We start from the raw sequence: 19,556 nt of genomic DNA on the forward strand, positions 1-19,556 counted from the left end.
ACGGAGTATGTGGAGATGACGCGCTAATGCGATGACGAAACGCCCCCGACCCCCTATCTGTAACCCCTGATGTCCCAACGCTTCGAAACTCTGCCCCATCGCCGCGCGATCATCGATCGGCGGGCACTGGCCGATGCGCTGGCGGCGTTGCCGGCGGGGGAAGATTTGCGCGGGCGCGCCACGCCACTGCTGCGCGATGCGCTCGCCGCCGGACGGGAGGAGATCGCGCGCCGGCTGATAGAGCGGCCGAGCGCCGGCAATGAGACCGCGGCCTCTTATGCCTTCCTCACCGATCAGATCCTGCGGCTGGTGTTCGATTTCACCCTCCAGCGGCTCTATCCGCGCAACAATCCCTCTACGGCCGAGCGGCTGACGCTGGCCGCGGTCGGCGGCTATGGCCGGGGCGAGATGGCGCTCCATTCGGACGTCGACATCGCCTTCCTCACGCCCTGGAAACAGACCGCCTGGGGCGAGCAGGTGATCGAGGCGATTCTCTATACGCTCTGGGATCTCGGCCTGAAGGTCGGCCATTCCAGCCGCTCGCTGGATGACATGATCCGCATGGCCAAGAGCGATCTTACCATCCGCACGGCCTTGCTGGAGGCACGCTACGTCTGGGGCGATCAGGCGCTCTATGACGAGGCCGGGCGCCGCTTCAACAGCCAGGTGGTGGACGGCACGGCGCGCGCCTTCGTGGTCGAGAAGCTCGGCGAACGCCAGCAGCGCCACGATCGCATGGGCGACAGCCGCTATGTCGTGGAGCCCAACGTCAAGGAGGGCAAAGGCGGCCTGCGCGATCTCCACACGCTCTTCTGGATCGGCAAATATGCCTATCAGGTGCCGACCGTCGGCGAACTGGTCGAACAAGGGCTGATGACGGCCAAGGAGCTGCGCCGTTTCCGCCGCGCCGAGAATTTCCTGTGGGCGGTGCGCTGCCACCTCCACATCGTCACCCGCCGCGCCGAGGATCGGCTGACCTTCGACGTCCAATCCGAAATCGCGCAGCGGATGCGCTATGCCGATCGCCCCGGCAAGACCGCGGTCGAGCGGTTCATGCACCATTATTTCCTCACCGCGAAGGAAGTGGGCGATCTCACCGCCTTGTTCCTCGCGCATCTCGACGAACGCTTTGCCAGCCGGGGCCGCCGGCTCGGCATCCCCAGCCTCAAGCGCCGCCCGCGCAAGCTGGACGGCTTCCTGCTCGATCGCGGCCGGCTGGCGGCGCCATCGGACGGCTTCTTCGCCGAGGATCCCGTCCGCTTGCTCCAGCTCTTCGCGCTGGCCGATTTCAACGAGGTGGAAATCCACCCGCTGACGCTGCGCCAGGCGGCGCGCGACACCCGGCTGATCGACAATGCCGTGCGCGCCGATCCGCGTGCCAACGCGCTGTTCATGGACGTGCTGACCAGCCCACGCGATCCCGAGCGCGTGCTGCGCTGGATGAACGAGGCGGGCATCTTCGGCCGTTTCGTGCCCGATTTCGGCCGCGTCGTCGCGCAGATGCAGTTCGATATGTACCACCATTATACGGTGGACGAGCATAGCCTGCGCGCGATCGGGCTGCTCAGCCGGATCGAGCATGGCACGCTGGAAAGTGATCACCCCTTGGCCAGCCGGCTGCTGCCGCAACTGGTCTCGCGCCGCGCGTTGTTCGTGTCGGTACTGCTGCACGATATCGCCAAGGGCCGCGGCGGCGATCATTCGGTGCTGGGTGCCGAGGTGGCGCTGAAGCTCGGCCCGCGCTTCGGCCTCACCGGCGCCGAGACCGAGACCGTCGCCTGGCTGGTCCGCTATCACCTCTTGATGTCGGACACCGCGTTCAAGCGCGACCTGTCCGATTTCAAGACGATCCTCGATTTCGCGGGCGCGGTGCAGAGCCCCGAGCGGTTGCGGCTGCTGCTGCTGCTGACCATCGTCGATATCCGCGCGGTGGGGCCGGGCATCTGGAACGGCTGGAAACGGCAGCTGCTGACCGATCTCTATCAATCCGCCGAAGAGGTGCTGCGGCTCGGCCACAAGCAGCGCGGCCGCTCCGAACGCATCGCCGACAAGCGCGCCGAGGTTGCGGTGGAACTCGGCTGGAGCCGCCAGCGCTTCGATGCGCACGTCAAGCGTTTCCCGGACAGCTATTGGGTGGCCGAGGGCACCGACATCCTGGAGCGCAACGCCCGCCAGATCGCCGCCGCTGATGCCGGGGACAAGCCGCTCTCGATCGTCGCACAATATGATGCGCAGCGCGCCGCGACGCTGGTGACGATCTACGCGGGCGATCATGCCGGGCTCTTCTATCGCATCGCGGGCGCGATCCACCTCGCCGGCGGCAACATCATCGATGCGCGCATCCACACGACGCGCGACGGTATGGCGATCGACAATCTGCTGGTGCAGGATCCGTTCGGCCAAGCGTTCGACGATCCCCACCGGCTGCAGCGGCTGGCGAGCATGATCGAGGATGCGCTGGCCAACCGCAGCCAGCTCGCCTCCAAGCTCGCCGCCAAGCCATCGGCCCGCACCCGCGCCGACGCCTTCACAATCGAGCCGAACGTGCTGATCGATAACAAGGCATCCAACCGCTACACGGTGGTGGAGATCAACGCCCGCGATCGCCCGGCGCTGCTCCATGCGCTGGCCTATGCGCTGTTCCAGGCCAAGGTCACGATCCACTCGGCCCACATCGCCACCTATGGCGAGCGCGCGGTCGACGTTTTCTACTTGACCGATCTGACCGGGGACAAGATCATCGCCCCAGCCCGGATCAAGACGCTGGCGAAATTGCTGGTCGAAGCGGCGGGCGGCGTGCCGGCGAAGAGGGAACGGGTGGCGGCTTAGCGACCAAATTACCGTTCGTGTCGAGCGAAGTCGAGACACGTTCGGCCTCGCCGCCCTTGGCACGTCCCTCGACTTCGCTCGGGACGAACGAAATTGAGATTTGCTAACGCCCCCGCATATCCCGGCTTTCCCCCGGCATCCTGACAGTCAACCCGTCCAGCGCGGTGGTCAGATGGATCTGACACGCTAGCCGGCTGGTGCGCGATACGCCGGTGGCGAGATCGAGCAGGTCATCCTCTTCTTCGCTGGCGCGCGGCAACTTGGCGAACCATTCCGGATCGACGATGATATGGCAGGTGGAGCAGGCCATCTGCCCCTCGCACGTCCCTTCCAGCGGCTGGGCCGCCGCCTGTGCCACTTCCAGCAGCCGCGCGCCCTCTTCCGCATTGGCTTCCCGAACCTCGCCGCCATCGGCGGAGACGAAGCGCACCCTGATCGTCATGCCCACTCCCGCTGTGCCGCCGCCGCCGCGTTGATCCGCGCGACCGCCTCTTCGATCTCGTCCATCGTCGTATAGCGCCCAAATCCCAATCGGATCGAGGCGCGCGCTTCCGTATCGCTCAGCCCGATCGCGCGCAGCACGTGGCTCGGCCGTCCCGATCCGCTGGCGCAGGCCGAACCCGCCGAAAAAGCGATGTCGCGCAGTTCGGAAATCAGCCGCGCGCTATCCAGCCCGTCCCGGCGCAGATTGAGATTGCCGGGATAGCGGCGGGATCGCGATCCATTGACGTGCCAGCCTGCGTCGCGGAAGCCCGCCCGTGCGTGGTCCGCCAGGGCTAGGACGTGCCGCCAATCGTCATCGATCCGTACCGCGGCCAGCGCCGCCGCCGCACCGAACCCGGCGCATAGCATTGGGGACAAGGTGCCGGAGCGCAGCCCGCCCTCCTGCCCGCCACCGTGGAGTAACGGCGCCGGCGCGAGGCCATCGCGCACCCACAGCGCGCCGATCCCCTTCGGGCCGTGGATCTTGTGCGCCGAGAGCGCGATCAGATCGCAGTTGGCGGGCGGCGCGATCCGGCCATAGCCCTGTACGGCATCGCAGAGCATCACCGCGCCATGGTGTTGGGCCAGCTCGCCCAGCAATTCCACCGGCTGGAGCACGCCGATCTCGTTATTGACCTGCATCGCGACGACCAGCGCGGTGCGATCGTCGATAGCGCGGCGCGCGTCTTCGAGACGCACGATCCCGTCGCTTTCGACCGGCAGGATAACGACCTCATAGCCCTGCGCGGCCATCGCCGCGGCGCTGTCCAGCACGCAGGCATGCTCGGTGGCGATCGTCACCAGCTTCCGGCGGTCGGGCGGCGCACCGGCCATCACCCCCTTGATCGCCCAATTGACCGCTTCGGTCGCGCCGCCGGTGAAAAACAGCCGTCCTCCGGGGCCGAACGGCGCCGCGATCTGATTGCGCGCCAGCTCCACCGCCGCCTTGGCCTCGCGCCCCGGCCGATGTGGGGAGTGGGGATTGCCGCACTGATCCAGCCACGGCAGCATCGCCGCCTTGGCCTCCGGCGCGAGCGGCGTGGTCGCCTGATAATCGAGGTAGATCATGCCGCGCGCGCCCGGGCTTCATGGGCAAGCGCGGCCCAGGCATCGGCGAAGGCGCGCACGTCTTCCGCGGTCGTCGTCCAGCCCAAACTGACGCGGATCACCTGATCGGCGGCCTCGGGCACCAGCCCGATCGCGGCGAGCACCGGGCTGCGCTTGAGGCTGCCCGAGGAACAGGCGCTCCCCGCCGAAACCGCGAAGCCGCCGAGATCAAAGCGCATCAGCTGCGCCGCCGCGCTCACCCCCGGCATGCGGTAGGAAGCAATCGTGGCGAGCCGCGGCGAGGCATCGCAGATCACCACACCTCCCGCCGCGCGCACCGCCGCATCCAGTTCCTCGCGCCACGCCGCCACCGCGTCCAGCCAAGGCTCGCCCGCATCCAGCGCCGCCGCAAAGCCGAGGGCGCCCGGCAGATTCTCCGTCCCCGGCCGATAGCCCTGCTCCTGCCCCTGCCCCACCGGCGTCAGCGCGCCGAGGTCGCGGGCGAGCAGCGCCCCGATCCCCGGCGGGCCGCCGAACTTGTGCGCCGAGACGGCGATCATGTCGGCGGGCGGCAGCGGCAGCTTGGCCGCGCCCTGCGCGCAATCGGCGAACAGCAGGCCACCCTTGGTCTTGATCCGCTCCGCCAGCGCATCGAGCGGCTGGATCACCCCGGTCTCCGAATTGACCTGCTGAATTGCGACCAGCGCATCCTCGGGCATCTCGGCATCGACCAGGCCATCCGCGCCAACCGGCAACACCGCCGCGCCGGGCGCCGCGCCTACCACCGCCGCATGCTCCACCGCCGAAATCGCCACCGGCCGCTTCGCCCGCCCCAAAGCGATCGCTGCCGCCTCGGTTGCGCCGCTGGTGAAGAGCAGCTCGCCCGTCCAGCCCAGCGCCGCCTTGATGCGATCGCGTGCACCCTCCAGCGCCGCCCGCGCCGCGCGGCCCTCGGCATGTTGCGAGGAGGGATTGGCCCAGCGCGCCATGCCCTCGGCCATCGCCGCCGCCGCCTCGGGCCGGATCACCGTCGTCGCGGCATGATCGAGGGTGATGCGGTCGTTCAAGCTGCCTTCCAAAAGATTGCGCCAGCGGCACCCCTTTCTATATAGGCCCACGATCGCCGCCACCCTAGCGGCCCCCTTTTTTACGCGCAGGATCCCGCCCTTTGCCCGAAGTCATTTTTCCCGGCCCCGAAGGCCGTCTCGAAGGCCGCTTCAATCCGGGTCCGCGCCCGCGCGCGCCCGTCGCCATGATTCTCCACCCGCATCCGCAGGCGGGGGGCACGATGAACAACGCCATCGTGCAGGCGCTCTACCAGACCTTCGTGCGCCGCGGCTTCGCCACGCTGCGCTTCAATTTCCGCGGCGTCGGCAAGAGCCAGGGCGTGTTCGATAACGGCATCGGCGAATTGTCCGATGCCGCATCCGCGCTCGATTGGGTGCAGAGCTTCCATCCCGAGGCGCAGACCACCTGGATCGCGGGCTTCTCGTTCGGCGCCTGGATCGGCATGCAGCTGTTGATGCGCCGCCCGGAAATCAAGGGCTTCATTTCGATCGCCCCGCCCGCCAACCTCTACGATTTCACCTTCCTCGCGCCCTGCCCTTCCTCGGGCATCATCATCCAGGGCGAGGCTGATGAGGTGGCGACCCCGGCGGCGACGCAGAAGCTGGTCGATAAGCTCCGCACCCAGCGGCACATCACCATCCACCACGATACGATTCCCAAGGCCAACCACTTCTTCCAGCATGAGATGCCCGATCTGATGAAGTCGGTGGATGCCTATCTGGACATGCGCCTGAAGGGCTGATCGCAAAATCCTCCCCTGGAAGGGGAGGTGGCATCGCGCAGCGATGACGGAGGGGTGTCGCCCTCACGAGGGCGCGATACCCCTCCACCATTCGCTGCGCGAACGGTCCCCCTCCCCTTGCAGGGGAGGATTTGGACATCAAACCGGTCTACTCGCCCTTGCGGCCGAAGCGAAGCGCGCGCGGCACGCCCCAATCACCCGCCAGCCAGGTGGCGAGCAAGAGCAAGATGATCATCGGAATCTGCGCGGGCGATCCCAGCGCCTTGGCGGCCGTATGCCAGCCCGCCGCGATCGCGGAGCTGCGCGTCCGCCGCGTCGCCGCGGCCAGCGCGAAGCTTCCGACCAGCAGCACGCCCGCGAAGATCGCGGCCGCGCTCGGCACGATCAGGCTCGGCCACAGGAAGGTCCAGTGCCAGGCGAAACACAATAGCCAGGTGACGAGCGCCCCGCGCCATAGCGCGATGCCGCCGAGCGCATTGTACAGCCATTCGCGCCAGCCGAGCTCCTCGCCGATGCAATAGACGATCATGCTCAGCCCGATCGTGAAGGCGTCGAGGTGCGGATTGACATGGAAGACGCCGATGCCGGTGGCGGCGAGGCAGGCCGGTGGCGCCGCCAGCGCGACCAAAGCCCAAAGCCGGGATTTGCCGAGAAAACCGGCGCGACCCGCGCGCTGCATCGGCCGCAGTACATCGGCGATCAGCGCCCCCATCACCGGGCCGAAGCCGATCAGCACGGTGCCATCGATGATCGGCGCTGCCTTGCCGCCCGGCAACCGCACCGCACCCCAGCGCGCCGCCGCCCAGGACCAGGCGCAGGCGATCACGAAGAAGATCGCAATGGCCAGCCAATCGGGGCCGCCCGCTTGCGGATCTTCGGCCCTTCTCCAGTAAGCGAACACGATCCTCTCCCCCGATTGAGCCGAACGCTCGCCGCTTCGGAGGCGGCGGTCAAGTGGGGCGGCGTTAACATCCGTGACGAGGACGGATCGCCGATCCTCCCCTGGAAGGGGAGGTGGCAGGCCGAAGGCCTGACGGAGGGGTGTCACCCTCTCGATAGCGGGACACCCCTCCGACGCGCTCCGCGCGCCACCTCCCCTTGCAGGGGAGGATTGAATGGGGATCCTACAAGCGCCGCCATGCCCGCCCGTATATTTCCTTGCCCAATCCTTCCGCGCCCTCCTGTTATGGGTGCGCAATGATCCTCCGCCTTCGCCCGCCCGCCGCCATCTATGCGGTCGTCGCCGTGACCTTTTTCGCCTTGCTCGCCTCGGCGGGGATGCGCGCGACGCCGGGCGTGCTGATGGTGCCGCTGCACCTCGCCTTCGGCTGGGATCGCGCGACGATCTCGGCCGCGGCGGCGATCGGCATTGTTCTCTATGGGCTGGTCGGGCCGTTCGCGGCGGCCTTGATGCAGAGCTTCGGCATCAGGCGGACGATGATCGCGGGCCTGGCACTGATGTCCGGCGCGACCTTCCTCAGCCTGTGGATGCGTACGCCGTGGCACTATGTGCTGACCTGGGGCGTGATCTCAGGTGTCGGCACGGGCGCGGTCGCCTCGGTGATGGGCGCGGCGGTGGTCAATCGCTGGTTCGCGACGCGGCAGGGGCTGGTGATGGGCATGCTCTCGGCCAGCACCGCGACGGGCTCGCTGATCTTCCTGCCCTTGCTCGCCTGGCTCAGCCGGGAAGGCGCGTGGCAGCCCGTGGTGCTGGCGGTGAGCCTCGCCTGCGCCGCGCTGATCCCGATGGCGCTGCTCTTCATGCCCGAACATCCCGGTGACATCGGCACGCGGCGCTTCGGCGAATCGCCGGATGCGCCGATCGAGCCCGTGGTGCGCAAGGCGGCGAGCCCGATGCTGGCCTTTGCAGTGCTCGCCAAAGCGGCGCGGACGCGGGTGTTCTGGCTGCTGTTCGGCACCTTCTTCGTCTGCGGGCTGACCACCAACGGGCTGGTCGGCACGCACCTCATCGCCTTTTGCGGCGATCACGGCATTCCGCCGGTGCGCGCCGCCGGATTGCTGTCGCTGATGGGGCTATTCGATCTCGTCGGCACAACCGCCTCGGGCTGGCTGACCGACCGCACCGATCCGCGCAAATTGCTGTTCGTCTATTATGGCCTGCGCGGGCTATCGCTGATCGCCTTGCCCTTCCTCGATTTCGGCGCGGCCAGCCTGACGATCTTCGCGATTTTTTACGGGCTCGACTGGATCGCGACCGTGCCGCCGACCGTGGCGATCGCCAACCGCCATTTCGGGCGCGACGAGGCCCCAATCGTGTTCGGCTGGGTGGCGGTGGGCCATCAACTCGGCGCCGCGCTGGCGGCGTTCGGCGGCGGGCTGATCCGCGAGGTATCGGGGAGTTATGCGCCCGCGTTCCTGCTCTCGGGGGTGCTGGGTGTGATGGCGGCGGTGGCGGTATTCGGGTTGCAGCGCGTGGCGCGGCCGGCAACCGCCTGATCCTCTCCGGCACGGGGAGGGGGACCCTGCAAAGCATGGTGGAGGGGGCTCACAACAAGAGCCGCACCTATTGGATAGCCCCCTCCGTCAGGCCTGCGGCCTGCCACCTCCCCGTACCGGGGACGATCTTATCTCGGGCAGGGCGTGAAAAGGCCCTTGAGATCCTTGCACAACTTGGGCCGGGAGCGCGTGCCCGGATCGGAGACCGTGACACCGGCGACGAACGGCGGCGGCGCGGCATGATGCCTCGGCTCGGGAGCCGCCGCTGCCTCGGCCTGGTCCGAACCCGCTCCCGCCTTTTCGGCAGTGCGACGATGCATGCGACCCTCAAGGCGCCTCGACGCTTCCCGATTGAGCTCCTTTGGGCAGGGCGTGAACAGCCCTTTGAGATCCTTGCAGAGCGGCGCCGCGTCCGCCGCGCCTAATGGGGCGCCGAGGGCAAGGGCCAGGACCAGAGCCAGAGATTGGCAAGGATGACGAATGCCGCGATCAGCATCAGCACGCCCTTGGTGCGCTCGGTCTTGCGCAGGATCAGCCGCACGCCGCCAAACAGCAGCGCGAAGACCGCCAGCACCGCCAAAGACAGCAGCAACGGTGACGTTCCGGGCATCATTGCGGTTCAAGCGACCAGGCTCTCCACTGCACCAGCGGAGAGCCTTAGCCTCAATGCTTCATGTCGCGCCAGATGTTCCGATAGGCGCCAAAGGCCAGCGCGGTGGCGATCAGCAGATAGATCACGATCGCGGTGCCGGCGCGGTGGCGGTTTTCCAGCTTGGGCTCGGCGGCCCACATCAGATAGGCCGAAATGTCCTGCGCCATCTGGTCGACCGTTGCCTTGGTGCCGTCGGCGTAGGTCACCTGACCGTCGGCCACCAGCGGCGGCGGCATCGCGATGTTCAGGTTCGCGAACACCGGATTGTAATAGAGACTGTCAGGCGTCTTGGCGTCCGGGAACTTGGCGAGCAGGCCCGCGGGCTGCGTCGCATAACCGGTGACGAGATGGTAGATATAGGCCGGGCCGCCCTCACGCGCCTTGGCGAGCAACGACATATCCGGCGGCAGCGCATTGTTGTTCGCGGCGCGCGCGGCGGTCTCGTTGGGGAATGGCGAAGGGAAATAATCGCTCGGCAGCGCCTTGCGCGAGCTGACCTCGCCGGTCTTGTCGTTGATCGAGGGCACCTCGACCTTCCACTGCTTGGCGATCGCCTTCACCTCAGGCTTGGTGAAGCCGATCTCTTCCAGATCGCGGAAAGCGACAAGCTTCATCGAGTGACAGGCCGAGCAGACCTCCTGATACACCTGGAAGCCGCGCTGGAGCTGCCGCCGATCATAGCGGCCGAACGGCCCCGAGAAGCTGTAATGCACCGGCTTCAGCGTCATATGTTCGTGGACATATTCGGCGGCGCTTTCCTCCTGCTTGTCGCGCGGCATCACGAAGCCGACGAACAGCGCGGAGACGAAGCCCAGCCCGACCAGGAAAGCGAAAAAACGAACGATCACTTTTCCAGTCCCCCTTAGTGTGCCGCGCCGGCGCCGACGCCATAAGGCGCAGCCTCGGCAGCTTCCCCGTGCAGCACCGATTCGGTGATCGAATTGGGCAGCGGCTTCGGCACCTCGAACATATTGATGATCGGCACGATGATCAGGAAATGCGCGAAATAATACATCGCGGCGAACTGGCCGATGCGGACGTTCGGCTCCTTGGGCTCGGCCTGGCCGACATAGCCCAGGATCACCACATCGACGACGAGGATCCAGAAGGCGATCTTGTACATCGGGCGATAGTTGGCCGAACGGATCGGCGACTTATCGAGCCACGGCAGGAAGAACAGCAACGCGATCGCGCCAAACATTGCCACCACGCCCCACAGCTTCGCGGGCACCCACAGCCAGTTCACGGTGAACGACTTGAGGATCGCGTAGAAGGGCAGGAAATACCATTCGGGGACGATATGCGCGGGCGTCGAGAGCGGGTTCGCCGGGATGTAATTGTCCGGGTGGCCCATCGCGTTCGGGTAGAAGAAGGTCATGATCGCGAACAGGATCAGGAAGACGCCGAGCCCGAAGCCGTCCTTCGCCGTATAATAAGGGTGGAACGGCACCGTATCCTGCGGACCCTTGACCTCGACACCCGTCGGGTTGTTGGAGCCCGGAATGTGCAGCGCCCAGATGTGCAGGACGATCACGCCCGCGATCACGAAGGGCAGCAGATAGTGGAGCGAGAAGAAGCGGTTGAGCGTCGCCTGATCGGGCGCGAAGCCGCCGAGCAGCCAGGTGTGCAGCGGATCGCCGATCACGGGGATCGCCGAGAAGAAGCCGGTGATCACCTGCGCGCCCCAGAAGCTCATCTGCCCCCAGGGCAGCACATAGCCCATGAAGCCGGTGGCCATCATCAGCAGGAAGATGACCACGCCCAGCAGCCACACCATCTCACGCGGGGCCTTGTACGATCCGTAAAACAGGCCGCGGAAGATGTGGATGTAGACGACGATGAAGAAGAAGCTGGCGCCGTTCATATGGGCGTAGCGCAGCATCCAGCCCTGATTGACATCGCGCATGATGCCTTCGACGCTGTTGAACGCCTGATCGGTGCCGGCGACATAATGCATCGCCAGCACGATGCCGGTGATGATCTGGATCGTCAGCGCGACGCCGGCGAGGACGCCGAAATTCCAGAAATAATTGAGGTTGCGCGGCACGGGATAGCCCGCGCCCACCGCATTGTAGACGAGACGCGGCAGCGGCAAGCGGCTGTCGATCCACTTCGTCAGCGCGTGCTTTGGCTCATAATGCTCAGCCCAGGGAAAGCTCATTCTATTTGACCTCAGCCGATCTGAACAACGGTGGGGGATTTGAAGCTGTAATCAGGAACCTGCAAATTCTTCGGCGCCGGGCCTTTGCGGATGCGCGCGGCGGTATCGTATTGCGATCCGTGGCACGGGCAGAAATAGCCGCCGAATTCACCCTTGGTCTCGCCCTCGCCAGCGCCCAGCGGCACGCAGCCGAGATGGGTGCAGACGCCGAGCGTGATCAGCCAGTTCTTGTGGCCTTCCTTGGTGCGCTGCGCCAGCGTCGCGGGATCGCGCAGGCTGGAGACGGGCACCGCATCGGCCTCGGCGATTTCCTTGGGCGTCAGGTTGCGGATGAAGATGGGCTGCTTGCGCCAGATCGTCTTGATCGCCTGACCCGATGCGATCGCCGAAATATCGACCTCGATCGCCGCGAGCGCGAGCACGTCCGCGCTGGGGTTCATCTGATTGACCAGCGGAATCACCACCGCAACCGCGCCGATGCCGGCGAAGCTGACCGCTGCGATATTGAGGAAATCGCGCCGACGGGGACCTGCCCCTCCTTCTTTCGCTTCGCCGATCACCGGCGGCCGCTGATTGGGATCGTCGGCGGTGTGAGTAATCGCCATGCGCGTATGGACCCTTGCCTCTTGCCCCTCGGCGCCCTTGGATCGGGCGTCCCGTGGCTAGGCCTGTAGACGGGCTATCACCCGTTTGCCAACAGGCTTTTCGGGGCAAATCGCGATCAAATCGCGGCGAACGGCGCTTGCGGAGGCGGGACGCCACGGGCAAGCGGCGCGGCATGATCGAAATCGACGGCCAAAACCGCAAGCCCGCGCCTGGTCCGCACGCATGAGCTTGGAGCCCGTGATCGCGGGTGAGTTGGCCGCGGTCGTCACCTCGCTGGAGATGCGCGAACGGCCCCGCCCCGCGCCGCTGCCCGCGTCGCCGCTGCGCCTGATCCGCTGGCCCGCGCCGGGCGTGGCCGCCTATCGCACCCTGTTCTCGCGCGTCGGGGCGCGCTGGCTGTGGTTCTCACGGCTGCTGCTCGAGGATGCGGCGCTGTCGGCGATCATCGCTGATTCGGCGGTCGAAGTGTATGCGGCGGCCGATGCTGCGGGGGCCGAGGTCGGGCTGCTGGAGCTGGATTTTCGGACCAGCGGCCAGTGCGAACTCGCCTTCGTCGGCCTCGTCCCCGAACTGGCGGGGCAGGGGCACGGACGCTGGCTACTGGCCGAGGCGATCGCGCGGGCGTGGCGCAAGGAGGTGACGCGCGTCTGGGTCCACACCTGCACGCTGGATCATCCGGCGGCGCTCGCGGCCTACCAGCGCGCCGGCTTCATGCCCTTCGCCCGCGCCATCGAACGCTTCGCCGATCCGCGCAAACTTGGCGTGCTGCCCGAGGACTGCGCCCCGCAAGTGCCGCTTTTGTAAATCCTCCCCCTGCAAGGGGAGAATTATGGGGCGGCCACCTGCCGATAAATCCCAGCCACCAGCAGCGCAAAGCCCGCCCAGGCGATCGCCGAGATCAGGCTGGCGAGTACCGCGGCGATCATCCCGCCGATATCGGGCGCCCCCGCCAACCGCCCGACCAACAGCACCACCGATCCGATCGAAACCTGCAGCGCCATCATCACGATCCACGATATGCAGAGGTAGAGCAGCAATCCCGCGCTGATCCGTCCCCAGCCATGGCGATAGAGATGCGCGCCTTCGCGCAGCAGTGCGACCGGCGACAGCCGGCGATCGATGATCACCGGCAGCAGCAGCGCCGCGAACAGCATTCCCGCCAGCATCGCCAGGAAGGTGAAGGCCACCGCCAGCGCCTCGCCGCCATGCGCCAGCCCGATGACGATCATCACTAATAGCAACGCCACGAAAACCGCCGCCAGCAGGATCGCGATCGCCGCCAGCCATAGGGGAAACCGGCGGAAAGCGAGTACCAATGCCTCGCGCACGCTGATCCGCGGCACCAGCGCGAGCGCGATCAGCGCCAGCCCGCCGATCGCCGAGACGAGCAGCATGACGATCAGTATCGGCGTCCACCACCAGGGCAGGTCCATGCTGAAATGCTGCAGATCGGCCATCGTCTGCGGCATTGTCGCAAAGCGCCCGGCCAGGAAAAGGCCGACGACGAGCTGCGGCATTCCGAGGAAAGCCAGCGCCACCGGCAGCGCCAGCCGCCATTCGCTCCGCGCGAAGCCCTGCACCGAACGGAGCGCGCGCTCGATCGATATTTTGCGCGCAGCTGACAAACCTGAAACTCCCTCGAAGCGTAACGCTTTCCACCTGAAGGCAGATGCGCGCGCTTGCAAGGCCGCCATGCGATCCCCAGAGGATCGATCATGGCCTCCGCACCCGATATGTCCACGGTCGAATGGCGCGTGAGCCCCGGTCTCACCGATTATGAAGCCGCGGTCGCGGCGATGGAGGCGCGCGCCGCCGCGATCCGCGAGGGCACCGCTCCCGAGCTGATCTGGCTGGTGGAGCATCCGCCGCTGATCACCGCCGGCACCTCGGCCCCGCCCGAGGAGCTGATCGCGCCCGATCTTTTTCCGGTTTTCAAGAGCGGACGCGGCGGCCGCCACACCTATCATGGCCCGGGCCAGCGCGTCGGCTATGTGCTGCTCGATCTCGAACAGCGCGGGCGTGACGTGCGCCGCTTCGTCGAAGCCTTGGAGGGCTGGCTGATCGCCACGCTCGGCAGGATCGGAATCGCAGCGCGCACCGCCGAGGGCCGGATCGGCATCTGGGTTGATGATCTGGACGGGCAGGAAGCCAAGATCGGCGCGATCGGAATCCGCGTCCGCCGCTGGGTGACGTTTCACGGTTTTGCGATCAATATCGCGCCCGCGCTGCATCATTTCGGCGCGATCGTACCCTGCGGATTGCCCGATTTTCCGGTCGCCAGCGTCGAAAGTCTGGGACTGAAAGCCGATATCGGGCGGTTCGACGCCGCCTTAACCGCTGAATTCCCTCATTTTCTATCAAGTCTTGCTGCAAGTGCGGTAGACTCTTGAGGCCGCGACTCATTCTGCTAAGCTAGGGGCTGATTTGGGGAATGGCAGCCAAGCCCGGTCCAAATCGCCTAGGGAGTCGATTGAAATGAACATCATTAAGAAGACCACGGCTGTCGCCATGATCGCCGGCGCCGCGCTCGCCGTTTCGGCATGCGGCAAGACCGAGAATACCAACGTCACCGAGAACACCACGATGACGGACATGAACGCGATGGCGCCCACCGAGGGCACCATGAATGACACGTCCGCCACCGAGAACAGCGACAACAGCATGATGGGCAGCAATTCGTCCAACGCGATGTAATTCGCCTCGGCGACTGATATCTAGAAGGGGGGTCGTCCGGCATGCCGGGCGGCTCCCCTTTTTTTCGCTTTGGCGGTTGCGGCGCGCGTTCTGGCGCTTGCGCCCTGATCGTCGGCCTTGCGCGCGGGCAATCGATCATGCTCTTGGGCGCAAGACGGAGGGTCTGAAATGGGGTATCGTATGCGTGGATCAATCGCGGCCATCGCCGCTGGCGCTTTCGCCTTGGCCGCGGCCATGCCGGCCAGCGCCTATCTCTTCTGGCAGCAGCCGAAGCTGCAGGGCCAGCCGGTCAACGGCGACGAGCCCGGAATCTCCCCGCCCCTGCCCGGCGCCCTGCCCCTGGAGATCAAGGCCAATCTGCTCTGGTCGATGCGCGCGGGGCTCAACGTCGCGGCGCTGCAATGCCAGTTCGCCCCCAGCCTGCGCACGGTCGACAATTACAATCACATGCTCGGCCAGCATAAACTTGAGTTGCAGAAGGCCTACACAACGCTTTCGGCCTATTTCAAACGCACCGGCGGCAAGACCTGGTCGACCAAGCTCGATCAATATACCACGCGCACCTATAACGGCTTCTCGACGCTGCACGCGCAGCTCACCTTCTGCGAGACGGCAGCGCAGATCGGTTATGAGGCGCAGGCCACCCCGATGGGCAAGCTGACCGCGCTGGCGACCAACCGGATGCGCGAATTCCGCAACAGCCTGATCCCGATCGCCGACGCTGGCCTTTACATGCGCAGCTCGCCCATCGCCGACGCCGGCCTCCCTGCGCTGACCTGCACCGACAGGAAGGGCCGCGAGATCGCGTGTAAGCAATAAGCGAAAGCCCTCTCCCCTAAGGGAGAGGGTTGGGTGAGGGTGACCGGACTATCGTTAGGGAATCTGCCCTCACCCTTCCCATCGCTAGCGCGACGGGCCCCTTCCCTCTCCCGATGGGAGAGGGATTTTACCTCAGGCCGATCATCTTGTGATTCTGCACCGATAGCCGCCAGCGCGGATGCTGGATGACGAACGCGATGCAAGCCTCGCGCGTATCGATATAGCCGACGCCGTCCATCGGCTGGACGAGGAAATGGTCGAAACCCCACTCCTGCAGCGCCCGAAAATCCAGCCCCGGCTGCGGCCACACCATCTTGAGCTCGTTGCCCGCGCGCTGGACGATCTCGGTGCCCGCCTTAGGGCTGACGCAGATCCAGTCGATCGTTTCGGGCACGGCGAAGGTGCCGTTGGTCTCGATCGCGATCTCGAACCCGCGATCCTTGAGCGCAGCGATCAGTGGGGCATCGAGCTGCAGCATCGGCTCGCCGCCGGTGATGACCGTGAACGGACGAACCTCGGTCTGTTCGAGCGATTTGCCCCAGAACGCCAGGGCGCGATCGGCGAGCGCCTCCGCCGTCGCATACCGCCCGCCGCCGTCGCCATCGGTGCCGACGAAATCGGTATCGCAGAACTGGCAATCCGCCTTGTGGCGATCGGCCTCGCGTCCCGACCAGAGATTGCAGCCGGCGAAGCGGAGAAACACCGCGCGCCGCCCCGCTTGCAGCCCCTCGCCCTGCAGGGTGAGGAACATCTCCTTCACCGCATAGGCCGCCATCAGATCATGCCGATATAAAGCGTCGGATCGGTAAGCCCCGCGTCGACAAAACCCTTGGACCGCAGGCGGCAGCTGTCACACCGGCCGCAATGCTTGCCGTCGATCGGATCGTAGCAGGACCAGCTTTCGCCCGCGTCCATCCCCAGCCGCGCCGCTTCGCCCGCGATCTCGGCCTTGGTCATGCGGAGCAATGGCGTCGCGATTTTGAGCGGCTTGCCCTCGACCCCGGCCTTGGTGGCGACCCTGGCCAAGGCTTCGAACGCGGCGACGAAGTCCGGGCGGCAATCGGGATAGCCCGAATAATCGAGCGCGTTGACGCCGATGTGGATGCTTTCCGCAGCCGTGGTTTCGGCCAGCGCCAGCGCCAAGCTGAGGAAAATGGTGTTGCGCGCCGGCACATACGTGACCGGAATGCCGGGTTCGACACCGCCCTTGGGCACCGCGATATCGGCGGTCAGCGCCGATCCGCCGAAGCGCGTGAGATCGAGCGGCAGGACGATATGCCGCTCCGCCCCCACCCGCGCCGCGACCCGCGCCGCCGCCTCCAGCTCGATCCGGTGGCGCTGGCCGTAATCGATCGTGAGCGCGACGATCGAAAGCCCCGCCTCGCGCGCCAGCCCCGCGACGACCATCGAATCGAGCCCGCCCGACAGCAGCACGATCGCACGCTTCGTTTCTGAAGGATTTGCCATGGCCCGCCAGATAGGGCCGCGATCCGCAGCGCACAAGAAATGGGCCGCTCCTCGGGTGAGAAGCGGCCCAGGAGAACCTTTTGCAGGTTCAGGGAGGACAGCGCCCGAGGGGGTCAGGCGCTGAGGAGGCTATAGACTCGCTATGCTAAATGGACGGTTAACAGCTTGAGCCCCTCCCCTTCAGGGGAGGGGTTGGGGTGGGGAGTCGGGCAACACCATGGGACCGTGCGCGCGGAGAGGCCCCACCCCCAACCCCTCCCCTGAAGGGGAGGGGCTTTGCTAAGCCGCCATCGCCTCCAGCGTGAAGCGGCTGGCGCAGAAAGCGCAATCGACATGCACCAGCCCGTCCTCGTCGGCCATCGCCTGCCGGTCTTCCAGCGGCATCTGGCCGATGACGTTGCGGACATGATCGGGATCGCAGCGGCAGCCCCGCGACAGCGCCACGCCTTCCGAAACGCGCACCTCATCCTCATTGAACAGCCGCCAGAGCAAGGTCTCCAGCGGCAGCGCCGAATCGGCGAGCTCGGCGGGCCGCACGGTCTGGGCGAGCGCCGCGACATGCTCCCATTCGGGATGATCGAGCCGGGTGTGCAGCCGCTCGCGGCCCTCCTCGCCCTCGGGCAGATGCTGGATCATGATGCCGCCGGCGACATCGCCGCCGACGCCGATGCGGACGAGGCTCGGGATCTGCTCGCTCTGCGCGAAATAGCTTTCGGCCGCATCGGCCAGGCTCGCCCCCGTCAGCGGCACGATGCCCTGATAGCGTTCGCCCGAAACCGCCTGATCGAAGGTGACCGCCAGATAGCCAGTACCGAACAAAGCGAAGAGCGAAGGTTCCGCGGGCAGCTCCGCCAGCCGATCGGCATCGTGGCGGACATAGCCGCGCATCTCGCCGCCGCGATAATCGCAGACCAGCAGATCGATCGCGCCGCCCTTGGTCTGCGCCTGCAGCGTCAGCTGCCCCTCCTTGTCCTTCAACGTCGCGCCGAACAAAGCGGTGAGCACCAGCGCCTCGGCCAGCACGCGCTCGATCGCCGGCGGATAGCCGTGCGCGGAAAGGATGGTGTCGAGCGTCGGCCCCAGCCGCACGATCCGCCCGCGCGCATGGCGATCGGGCAGCGTGAAGGCGAGGACATGATCGAGGGGTGGCGTGGTCATGGCGGTCATTTGGGCATCGCCGCGCACTTTTTCCACCATGCTCCGCGCGACCGAAACATCCGTGTGTTTGCCACCGCGCTCGGCTACAGGCGGAAGCAGGGTTCCCAGCCACGGAAAGAACAGCGTCTTGATCGCAGCCGGTCCGCCAGAGACGCGCGCCTCGCTCAACGCGGCGCTTCAGCAGGTCGCGCAGGGCGATCGCCTCGCCTTCGAGGAGGTGTATCGCCGCACCTCGGCGAAGCTGTTCGGCGTCTGCCTGCGTATCTTGCCTGACCGGACCCAAGCGGAGGAAGCGTTGCAAGAAGCCTATCTTTCGGTCTGGCAGCGCGCCGCGCAATTCGATGCGGCGCGCGGCACGGCGATGACATGGCTGATTTCACTGACGCGCAACCGCGCGATCGATCGGCTGCGCGCCGGGGGCCGTCATGTCGCCGCGCCGATCGAGGCAGCATCCGACGTGCACGACGACAAACCCGACGGGCTGGCGATGGCGGAGATGGCCGAGGACGAGCGTCGCCTCGCGGGCTGCATGGGTGGGCTCGAAGCGCGCGATGCTGTGTTCCTGCGCACGGCTTTCTTTGATGGCGCTTCCTATCCCGAGCTCGCCGAGCGCAGCGGGCTGCCCCTCGCCACGCTCAAGAGCCGTATCCGCCGCGCCCTGCTCAAGCTCCGGGATTGCTTGGCATGAACGACGAGGACGAACTGCTCGCCGCCGAGCTGGCGTTCGGGCTGATCGCGGGCGAGGAACGCCGCGCCGCCGAGGCGCGCGCGGACATCGATCCCCCCTTTGCGGACGCCGTGGCGCGGTGGCAGGCGCATGCGGCGGCCCTGGTTGGAGCGGGCGAAGCGCCGCGTCCATCGATATGGGCCGCGATCGAGGCGCGTCTGCCCGCCAACGATACCGCCCCCCGGCGCGATTCCGGGCGTTGGCGCACCGTTGCGATCGCCGCTTCGCTGCTGGCCGGCGTGATGACCGTGGTCGCGGTCGAGCGCCGCCCGGCCACGCCGCCGCCGGCCGTCCGGCTGGCGCCCGCGCCGCCGTTGGTCGCGATGCTGAGCGGCGCGCCGGGCAAGGGCGTGGTCGCGGTGAGCTTCGATCCGCGCGCGCGGCGCCTCACCTTCGCCGCGACGGCGTTCGATCCGGGCCGCCATTCCGCCGAGCTCTGGGTGATCCCCGCCGACAAGAAACCGCGCTCGCTGGGCGTGATCGATACGACCGCCCCGCGCACCGAACTGTCGCGCGGCGATGCCGCCGCGGCGGTCGCGCCCGGCGTGACGCTGGCGGTTTCGATCGAGCCGATCGGCGGATCGCCGACCGGTTTGCCGACCGGGCCGGTGGTGCTGAGCGGAACCGTGCAAAAAAGTTGAGGCTT

Annotated in this window: 22 protein-coding genes; 9 read left to right on the forward strand and 13 right to left on the reverse strand. The window is 66.7% G+C overall.

Annotated elements, in window-relative coordinates:
• Window positions 1–69: 69 nt before the first annotated feature.
• Entirely contained in the window at window positions 70–2,829 is a 2,760-nt protein-coding gene (locus FHS31_RS09855) for a [protein-PII] uridylyltransferase (RefSeq protein WP_167073206.1), read from the forward strand.
• A 103-nt stretch (window positions 2,830–2,932) separates the two neighbouring features.
• Here the strand turns inward: FHS31_RS09855 and FHS31_RS09860 are convergent, their stop codons facing one another.
• The 3 genes from FHS31_RS09860 to FHS31_RS09870 are packed head-to-tail and all read right to left on the reverse strand — an operon-like array spanning window position 2,933 to window position 5,426.
• Window positions 2,933–3,271, reverse strand: a complete 339-nt coding sequence (locus FHS31_RS09860; RefSeq protein WP_167073207.1) for a 2Fe-2S iron-sulfur cluster-binding protein — start codon at window positions 3,269–3,271, stop codon at window positions 2,933–2,935.
• Window positions 3,268–4,380 carry a cysteine desulfurase family protein gene (locus FHS31_RS09865; RefSeq protein WP_167073208.1) on the reverse strand — a complete coding sequence of 371 codons (1,113 nt, stop codon included), beginning with the start codon at window positions 4,378–4,380 and terminating at the stop codon, window positions 3,268–3,270. The genes FHS31_RS09860 and FHS31_RS09865 overlap by 4 nt, the downstream gene beginning before the upstream one ends.
• The gene (locus FHS31_RS09870; RefSeq protein WP_167073209.1) at window positions 4,377–5,426 is read right to left on the reverse strand and encodes a cysteine desulfurase family protein; all 1,050 of its coding nucleotides are present in this window, start codon (window positions 5,424–5,426) and stop codon (window positions 4,377–4,379) included. Before FHS31_RS09870 ends, FHS31_RS09865 begins: the two co-directional genes overlap by 4 nt.
• Before the next feature lie 101 nt (window positions 5,427–5,527).
• Between FHS31_RS09870 and FHS31_RS09875 the strand changes: the two genes are divergently transcribed.
• Window positions 5,528–6,169: an alpha/beta hydrolase gene (locus FHS31_RS09875; RefSeq protein WP_167073210.1), complete on the forward strand. Its 642-nt coding sequence runs from the start codon at window positions 5,528–5,530 to the stop codon at window positions 6,167–6,169.
• A 148-nt stretch (window positions 6,170–6,317) separates the two neighbouring features.
• On the opposite strand, the gene FHS31_RS09880 is transcribed toward FHS31_RS09875, so the two are convergent.
• On the reverse strand, window positions 6,318–7,070 hold the full coding sequence (locus tag FHS31_RS09880; RefSeq protein WP_167073211.1) for a CPBP family glutamic-type intramembrane protease: 753 nt from the start codon (window positions 7,068–7,070) through the stop codon (window positions 6,318–6,320).
• Window positions 7,071–7,366: 296 nt separating this feature from the next.
• Here FHS31_RS09880 and FHS31_RS09885 point away from each other — a divergent pair, with 296 nt between their 5' ends.
• The gene (locus tag FHS31_RS09885) at window positions 7,367–8,626 is read left to right on the forward strand and encodes an MFS transporter (protein WP_167073212.1); all 1,260 of its coding nucleotides are present in this window, start codon (window positions 7,367–7,369) and stop codon (window positions 8,624–8,626) included.
• 128 nt (window positions 8,627–8,754) lie between these two features.
• On the opposite strand, the gene FHS31_RS09890 is transcribed toward FHS31_RS09885, so the two are convergent.
• The 5 genes from FHS31_RS09890 to petA all read right to left on the reverse strand — a co-directional run bounded on the left by FHS31_RS09890 (window position 8,755) and on the right by petA (window position 12,044).
• The gene (locus FHS31_RS09890) at window positions 8,755–8,946 is read right to left on the reverse strand and encodes a hypothetical protein (RefSeq protein WP_167073213.1); all 192 of its coding nucleotides are present in this window, start codon (window positions 8,944–8,946) and stop codon (window positions 8,755–8,757) included.
• Between the two features lie 101 nt (window positions 8,947–9,047).
• Complete coding sequence (locus FHS31_RS09895) at window positions 9,048–9,239, reverse strand: hypothetical protein (protein WP_167073214.1); 192 nt, start codon at window positions 9,237–9,239, stop codon at window positions 9,048–9,050.
• Window positions 9,240–9,289: 50 nt separating this feature from the next.
• Complete coding sequence (locus FHS31_RS09900; protein ID WP_167073354.1) at window positions 9,290–10,123, reverse strand: cytochrome c1; 834 nt, start codon at window positions 10,121–10,123, stop codon at window positions 9,290–9,292.
• A gap of 17 nt (window positions 10,124–10,140) precedes the next feature.
• Window positions 10,141–11,439, reverse strand: coding sequence for a cytochrome b (locus tag FHS31_RS09905; protein WP_167073215.1), 1,299 nt, complete (start codon window positions 11,437–11,439; stop codon window positions 10,141–10,143).
• A gap of 11 nt (window positions 11,440–11,450) precedes the next feature.
• Entirely contained in the window at window positions 11,451–12,044 is a 594-nt protein-coding gene (gene petA / locus FHS31_RS09910) for a ubiquinol-cytochrome c reductase iron-sulfur subunit (RefSeq protein WP_167073216.1), read from the reverse strand.
• 223 nt (window positions 12,045–12,267) lie between these two features.
• On the opposite strand from petA, the gene FHS31_RS09915 reads away from it, so the two are divergent.
• Window positions 12,268–12,849: a GNAT family N-acetyltransferase gene (locus FHS31_RS09915; RefSeq protein WP_167073217.1), complete on the forward strand. Its 582-nt coding sequence runs from the start codon at window positions 12,268–12,270 to the stop codon at window positions 12,847–12,849.
• A 23-nt stretch (window positions 12,850–12,872) separates the two neighbouring features.
• Here FHS31_RS09915 and FHS31_RS09920 read toward each other — a convergent pair whose 3' ends face one another.
• The gene (locus tag FHS31_RS09920) at window positions 12,873–13,670 is read right to left on the reverse strand and encodes a hypothetical protein (RefSeq protein WP_167073218.1); all 798 of its coding nucleotides are present in this window, start codon (window positions 13,668–13,670) and stop codon (window positions 12,873–12,875) included.
• 90 nt (window positions 13,671–13,760) lie between these two features.
• Here FHS31_RS09920 and lipB point away from each other — a divergent pair, with 90 nt between their 5' ends.
• The 3 genes from lipB to FHS31_RS09935 all read left to right on the forward strand — a co-directional run bounded on the left by lipB (window position 13,761) and on the right by FHS31_RS09935 (window position 15,558).
• A complete protein-coding gene (lipB, locus tag FHS31_RS09925) occupies window positions 13,761–14,435 on the forward strand; it encodes a lipoyl(octanoyl) transferase LipB (RefSeq protein WP_167073219.1) in 675 nt (224 codons plus the stop codon).
• Between the two features lie 85 nt (window positions 14,436–14,520).
• Entirely contained in the window at window positions 14,521–14,739 is a 219-nt protein-coding gene (locus FHS31_RS09930) for a hypothetical protein (RefSeq protein ID WP_167073220.1), read from the forward strand.
• A 168-nt stretch (window positions 14,740–14,907) separates the two neighbouring features.
• On the forward strand, window positions 14,908–15,558 hold the full coding sequence (locus tag FHS31_RS09935) for a hypothetical protein (RefSeq protein ID WP_167073221.1): 651 nt from the start codon (window positions 14,908–14,910) through the stop codon (window positions 15,556–15,558).
• 127 nt (window positions 15,559–15,685) lie between these two features.
• Here FHS31_RS09935 and queE read toward each other — a convergent pair whose 3' ends face one another.
• From queE to hslO, 3 genes are all read right to left on the reverse strand, one after another.
• A complete protein-coding gene (queE, locus tag FHS31_RS09940) occupies window positions 15,686–16,333 on the reverse strand; it encodes a 7-carboxy-7-deazaguanine synthase (RefSeq protein ID WP_167073222.1) in 648 nt (215 codons plus the stop codon).
• Entirely contained in the window at window positions 16,333–17,025 is a 693-nt protein-coding gene (gene queC, locus FHS31_RS09945) for a 7-cyano-7-deazaguanine synthase QueC (protein ID WP_167073223.1), read from the reverse strand. Before queC ends, queE begins: the two co-directional genes overlap by 1 nt.
• A gap of 279 nt (window positions 17,026–17,304) precedes the next feature.
• Window positions 17,305–18,192 carry an Hsp33 family molecular chaperone HslO gene (gene hslO, locus FHS31_RS09950; protein WP_167073224.1) on the reverse strand — a complete coding sequence of 296 codons (888 nt, stop codon included), beginning with the start codon at window positions 18,190–18,192 and terminating at the stop codon, window positions 17,305–17,307.
• Between the two features lie 118 nt (window positions 18,193–18,310).
• On the opposite strand from hslO, the gene FHS31_RS09955 reads away from it, so the two are divergent.
• Both FHS31_RS09955 and FHS31_RS09960 read left to right on the forward strand, forming a co-directional pair.
• Window positions 18,311–18,871 (forward strand): sigma-70 family RNA polymerase sigma factor, encoded by a 561-nt coding sequence (locus tag FHS31_RS09955; protein WP_208408650.1) that lies wholly within the window; start codon window positions 18,311–18,313, stop codon window positions 18,869–18,871.
• Window positions 18,868–19,551, forward strand: coding sequence for an anti-sigma factor (locus FHS31_RS09960; RefSeq protein WP_167073225.1), 684 nt, complete (start codon window positions 18,868–18,870; stop codon window positions 19,549–19,551). The genes FHS31_RS09955 and FHS31_RS09960 overlap by 4 nt, the downstream gene beginning before the upstream one ends.
• The last annotated feature ends 5 nt before the right edge of the window (window positions 19,552–19,556 follow it).

This window comes from Sphingomonas vulcanisoli (assembly GCF_011761305.1).
GTDB lineage: Bacteria > Pseudomonadota > Alphaproteobacteria > Sphingomonadales > Sphingomonadaceae > Sphingomonas_I > Sphingomonas_I vulcanisoli.

What these genes read in the sequence shown, in the direction of transcription:
- lipB (WP_167073219.1), top strand. Translation starts at nt 13,761, where the DNA reads ATGGCCTCCGCACCCGATATGTCCACGGTCGAATGGCGCGTGAGCCCC.
- FHS31_RS09960 (WP_167073225.1), top strand. Translation starts at nt 18,868, where the DNA reads ATGAACGACGAGGACGAACTGCTCGCCGCCGAGCTGGCGTTCGGGCTG.
- FHS31_RS09860 (WP_167073207.1), bottom strand. Translation starts at nt 3,271, where the DNA reads ATGACGATCAGGGTGCGCTTCGTCTCCGCCGATGGCGGCGAGGTTCGG.
- FHS31_RS09915 (WP_167073217.1), top strand. Translation starts at nt 12,268, where the DNA reads ATGAGCTTGGAGCCCGTGATCGCGGGTGAGTTGGCCGCGGTCGTCACC.
- FHS31_RS09885 (WP_167073212.1), top strand. Translation starts at nt 7,367, where the DNA reads ATGATCCTCCGCCTTCGCCCGCCCGCCGCCATCTATGCGGTCGTCGCC.
- FHS31_RS09930 (WP_167073220.1), top strand. Translation starts at nt 14,521, where the DNA reads ATGAACATCATTAAGAAGACCACGGCTGTCGCCATGATCGCCGGCGCC.
- FHS31_RS09890 (WP_167073213.1), bottom strand. Translation starts at nt 8,946, where the DNA reads ATGCATCGTCGCACTGCCGAAAAGGCGGGAGCGGGTTCGGACCAGGCC.
- queC (WP_167073223.1), bottom strand. Translation starts at nt 17,025, where the DNA reads ATGGCAAATCCTTCAGAAACGAAGCGTGCGATCGTGCTGCTGTCGGGC.
- hslO (WP_167073224.1), bottom strand. Translation starts at nt 18,192, where the DNA reads ATGACCGCCATGACCACGCCACCCCTCGATCATGTCCTCGCCTTCACG.
- queE (WP_167073222.1), bottom strand. Translation starts at nt 16,333, where the DNA reads ATGGCGGCCTATGCGGTGAAGGAGATGTTCCTCACCCTGCAGGGCGAG.
- FHS31_RS09935 (WP_167073221.1), top strand. Translation starts at nt 14,908, where the DNA reads ATGGGGTATCGTATGCGTGGATCAATCGCGGCCATCGCCGCTGGCGCT.
- FHS31_RS09905 (WP_167073215.1), bottom strand. Translation starts at nt 11,439, where the DNA reads ATGAGCTTTCCCTGGGCTGAGCATTATGAGCCAAAGCACGCGCTGACG.
- FHS31_RS09855 (WP_167073206.1), top strand. Translation starts at nt 70, where the DNA reads ATGTCCCAACGCTTCGAAACTCTGCCCCATCGCCGCGCGATCATCGAT.
- FHS31_RS09895 (WP_167073214.1), bottom strand. Translation starts at nt 9,239, where the DNA reads ATGATGCCCGGAACGTCACCGTTGCTGCTGTCTTTGGCGGTGCTGGCG.
- FHS31_RS09865 (WP_167073208.1), bottom strand. Translation starts at nt 4,380, where the DNA reads ATGATCTACCTCGATTATCAGGCGACCACGCCGCTCGCGCCGGAGGCC.
- petA (WP_167073216.1), bottom strand. Translation starts at nt 12,044, where the DNA reads ATGGCGATTACTCACACCGCCGACGATCCCAATCAGCGGCCGCCGGTG.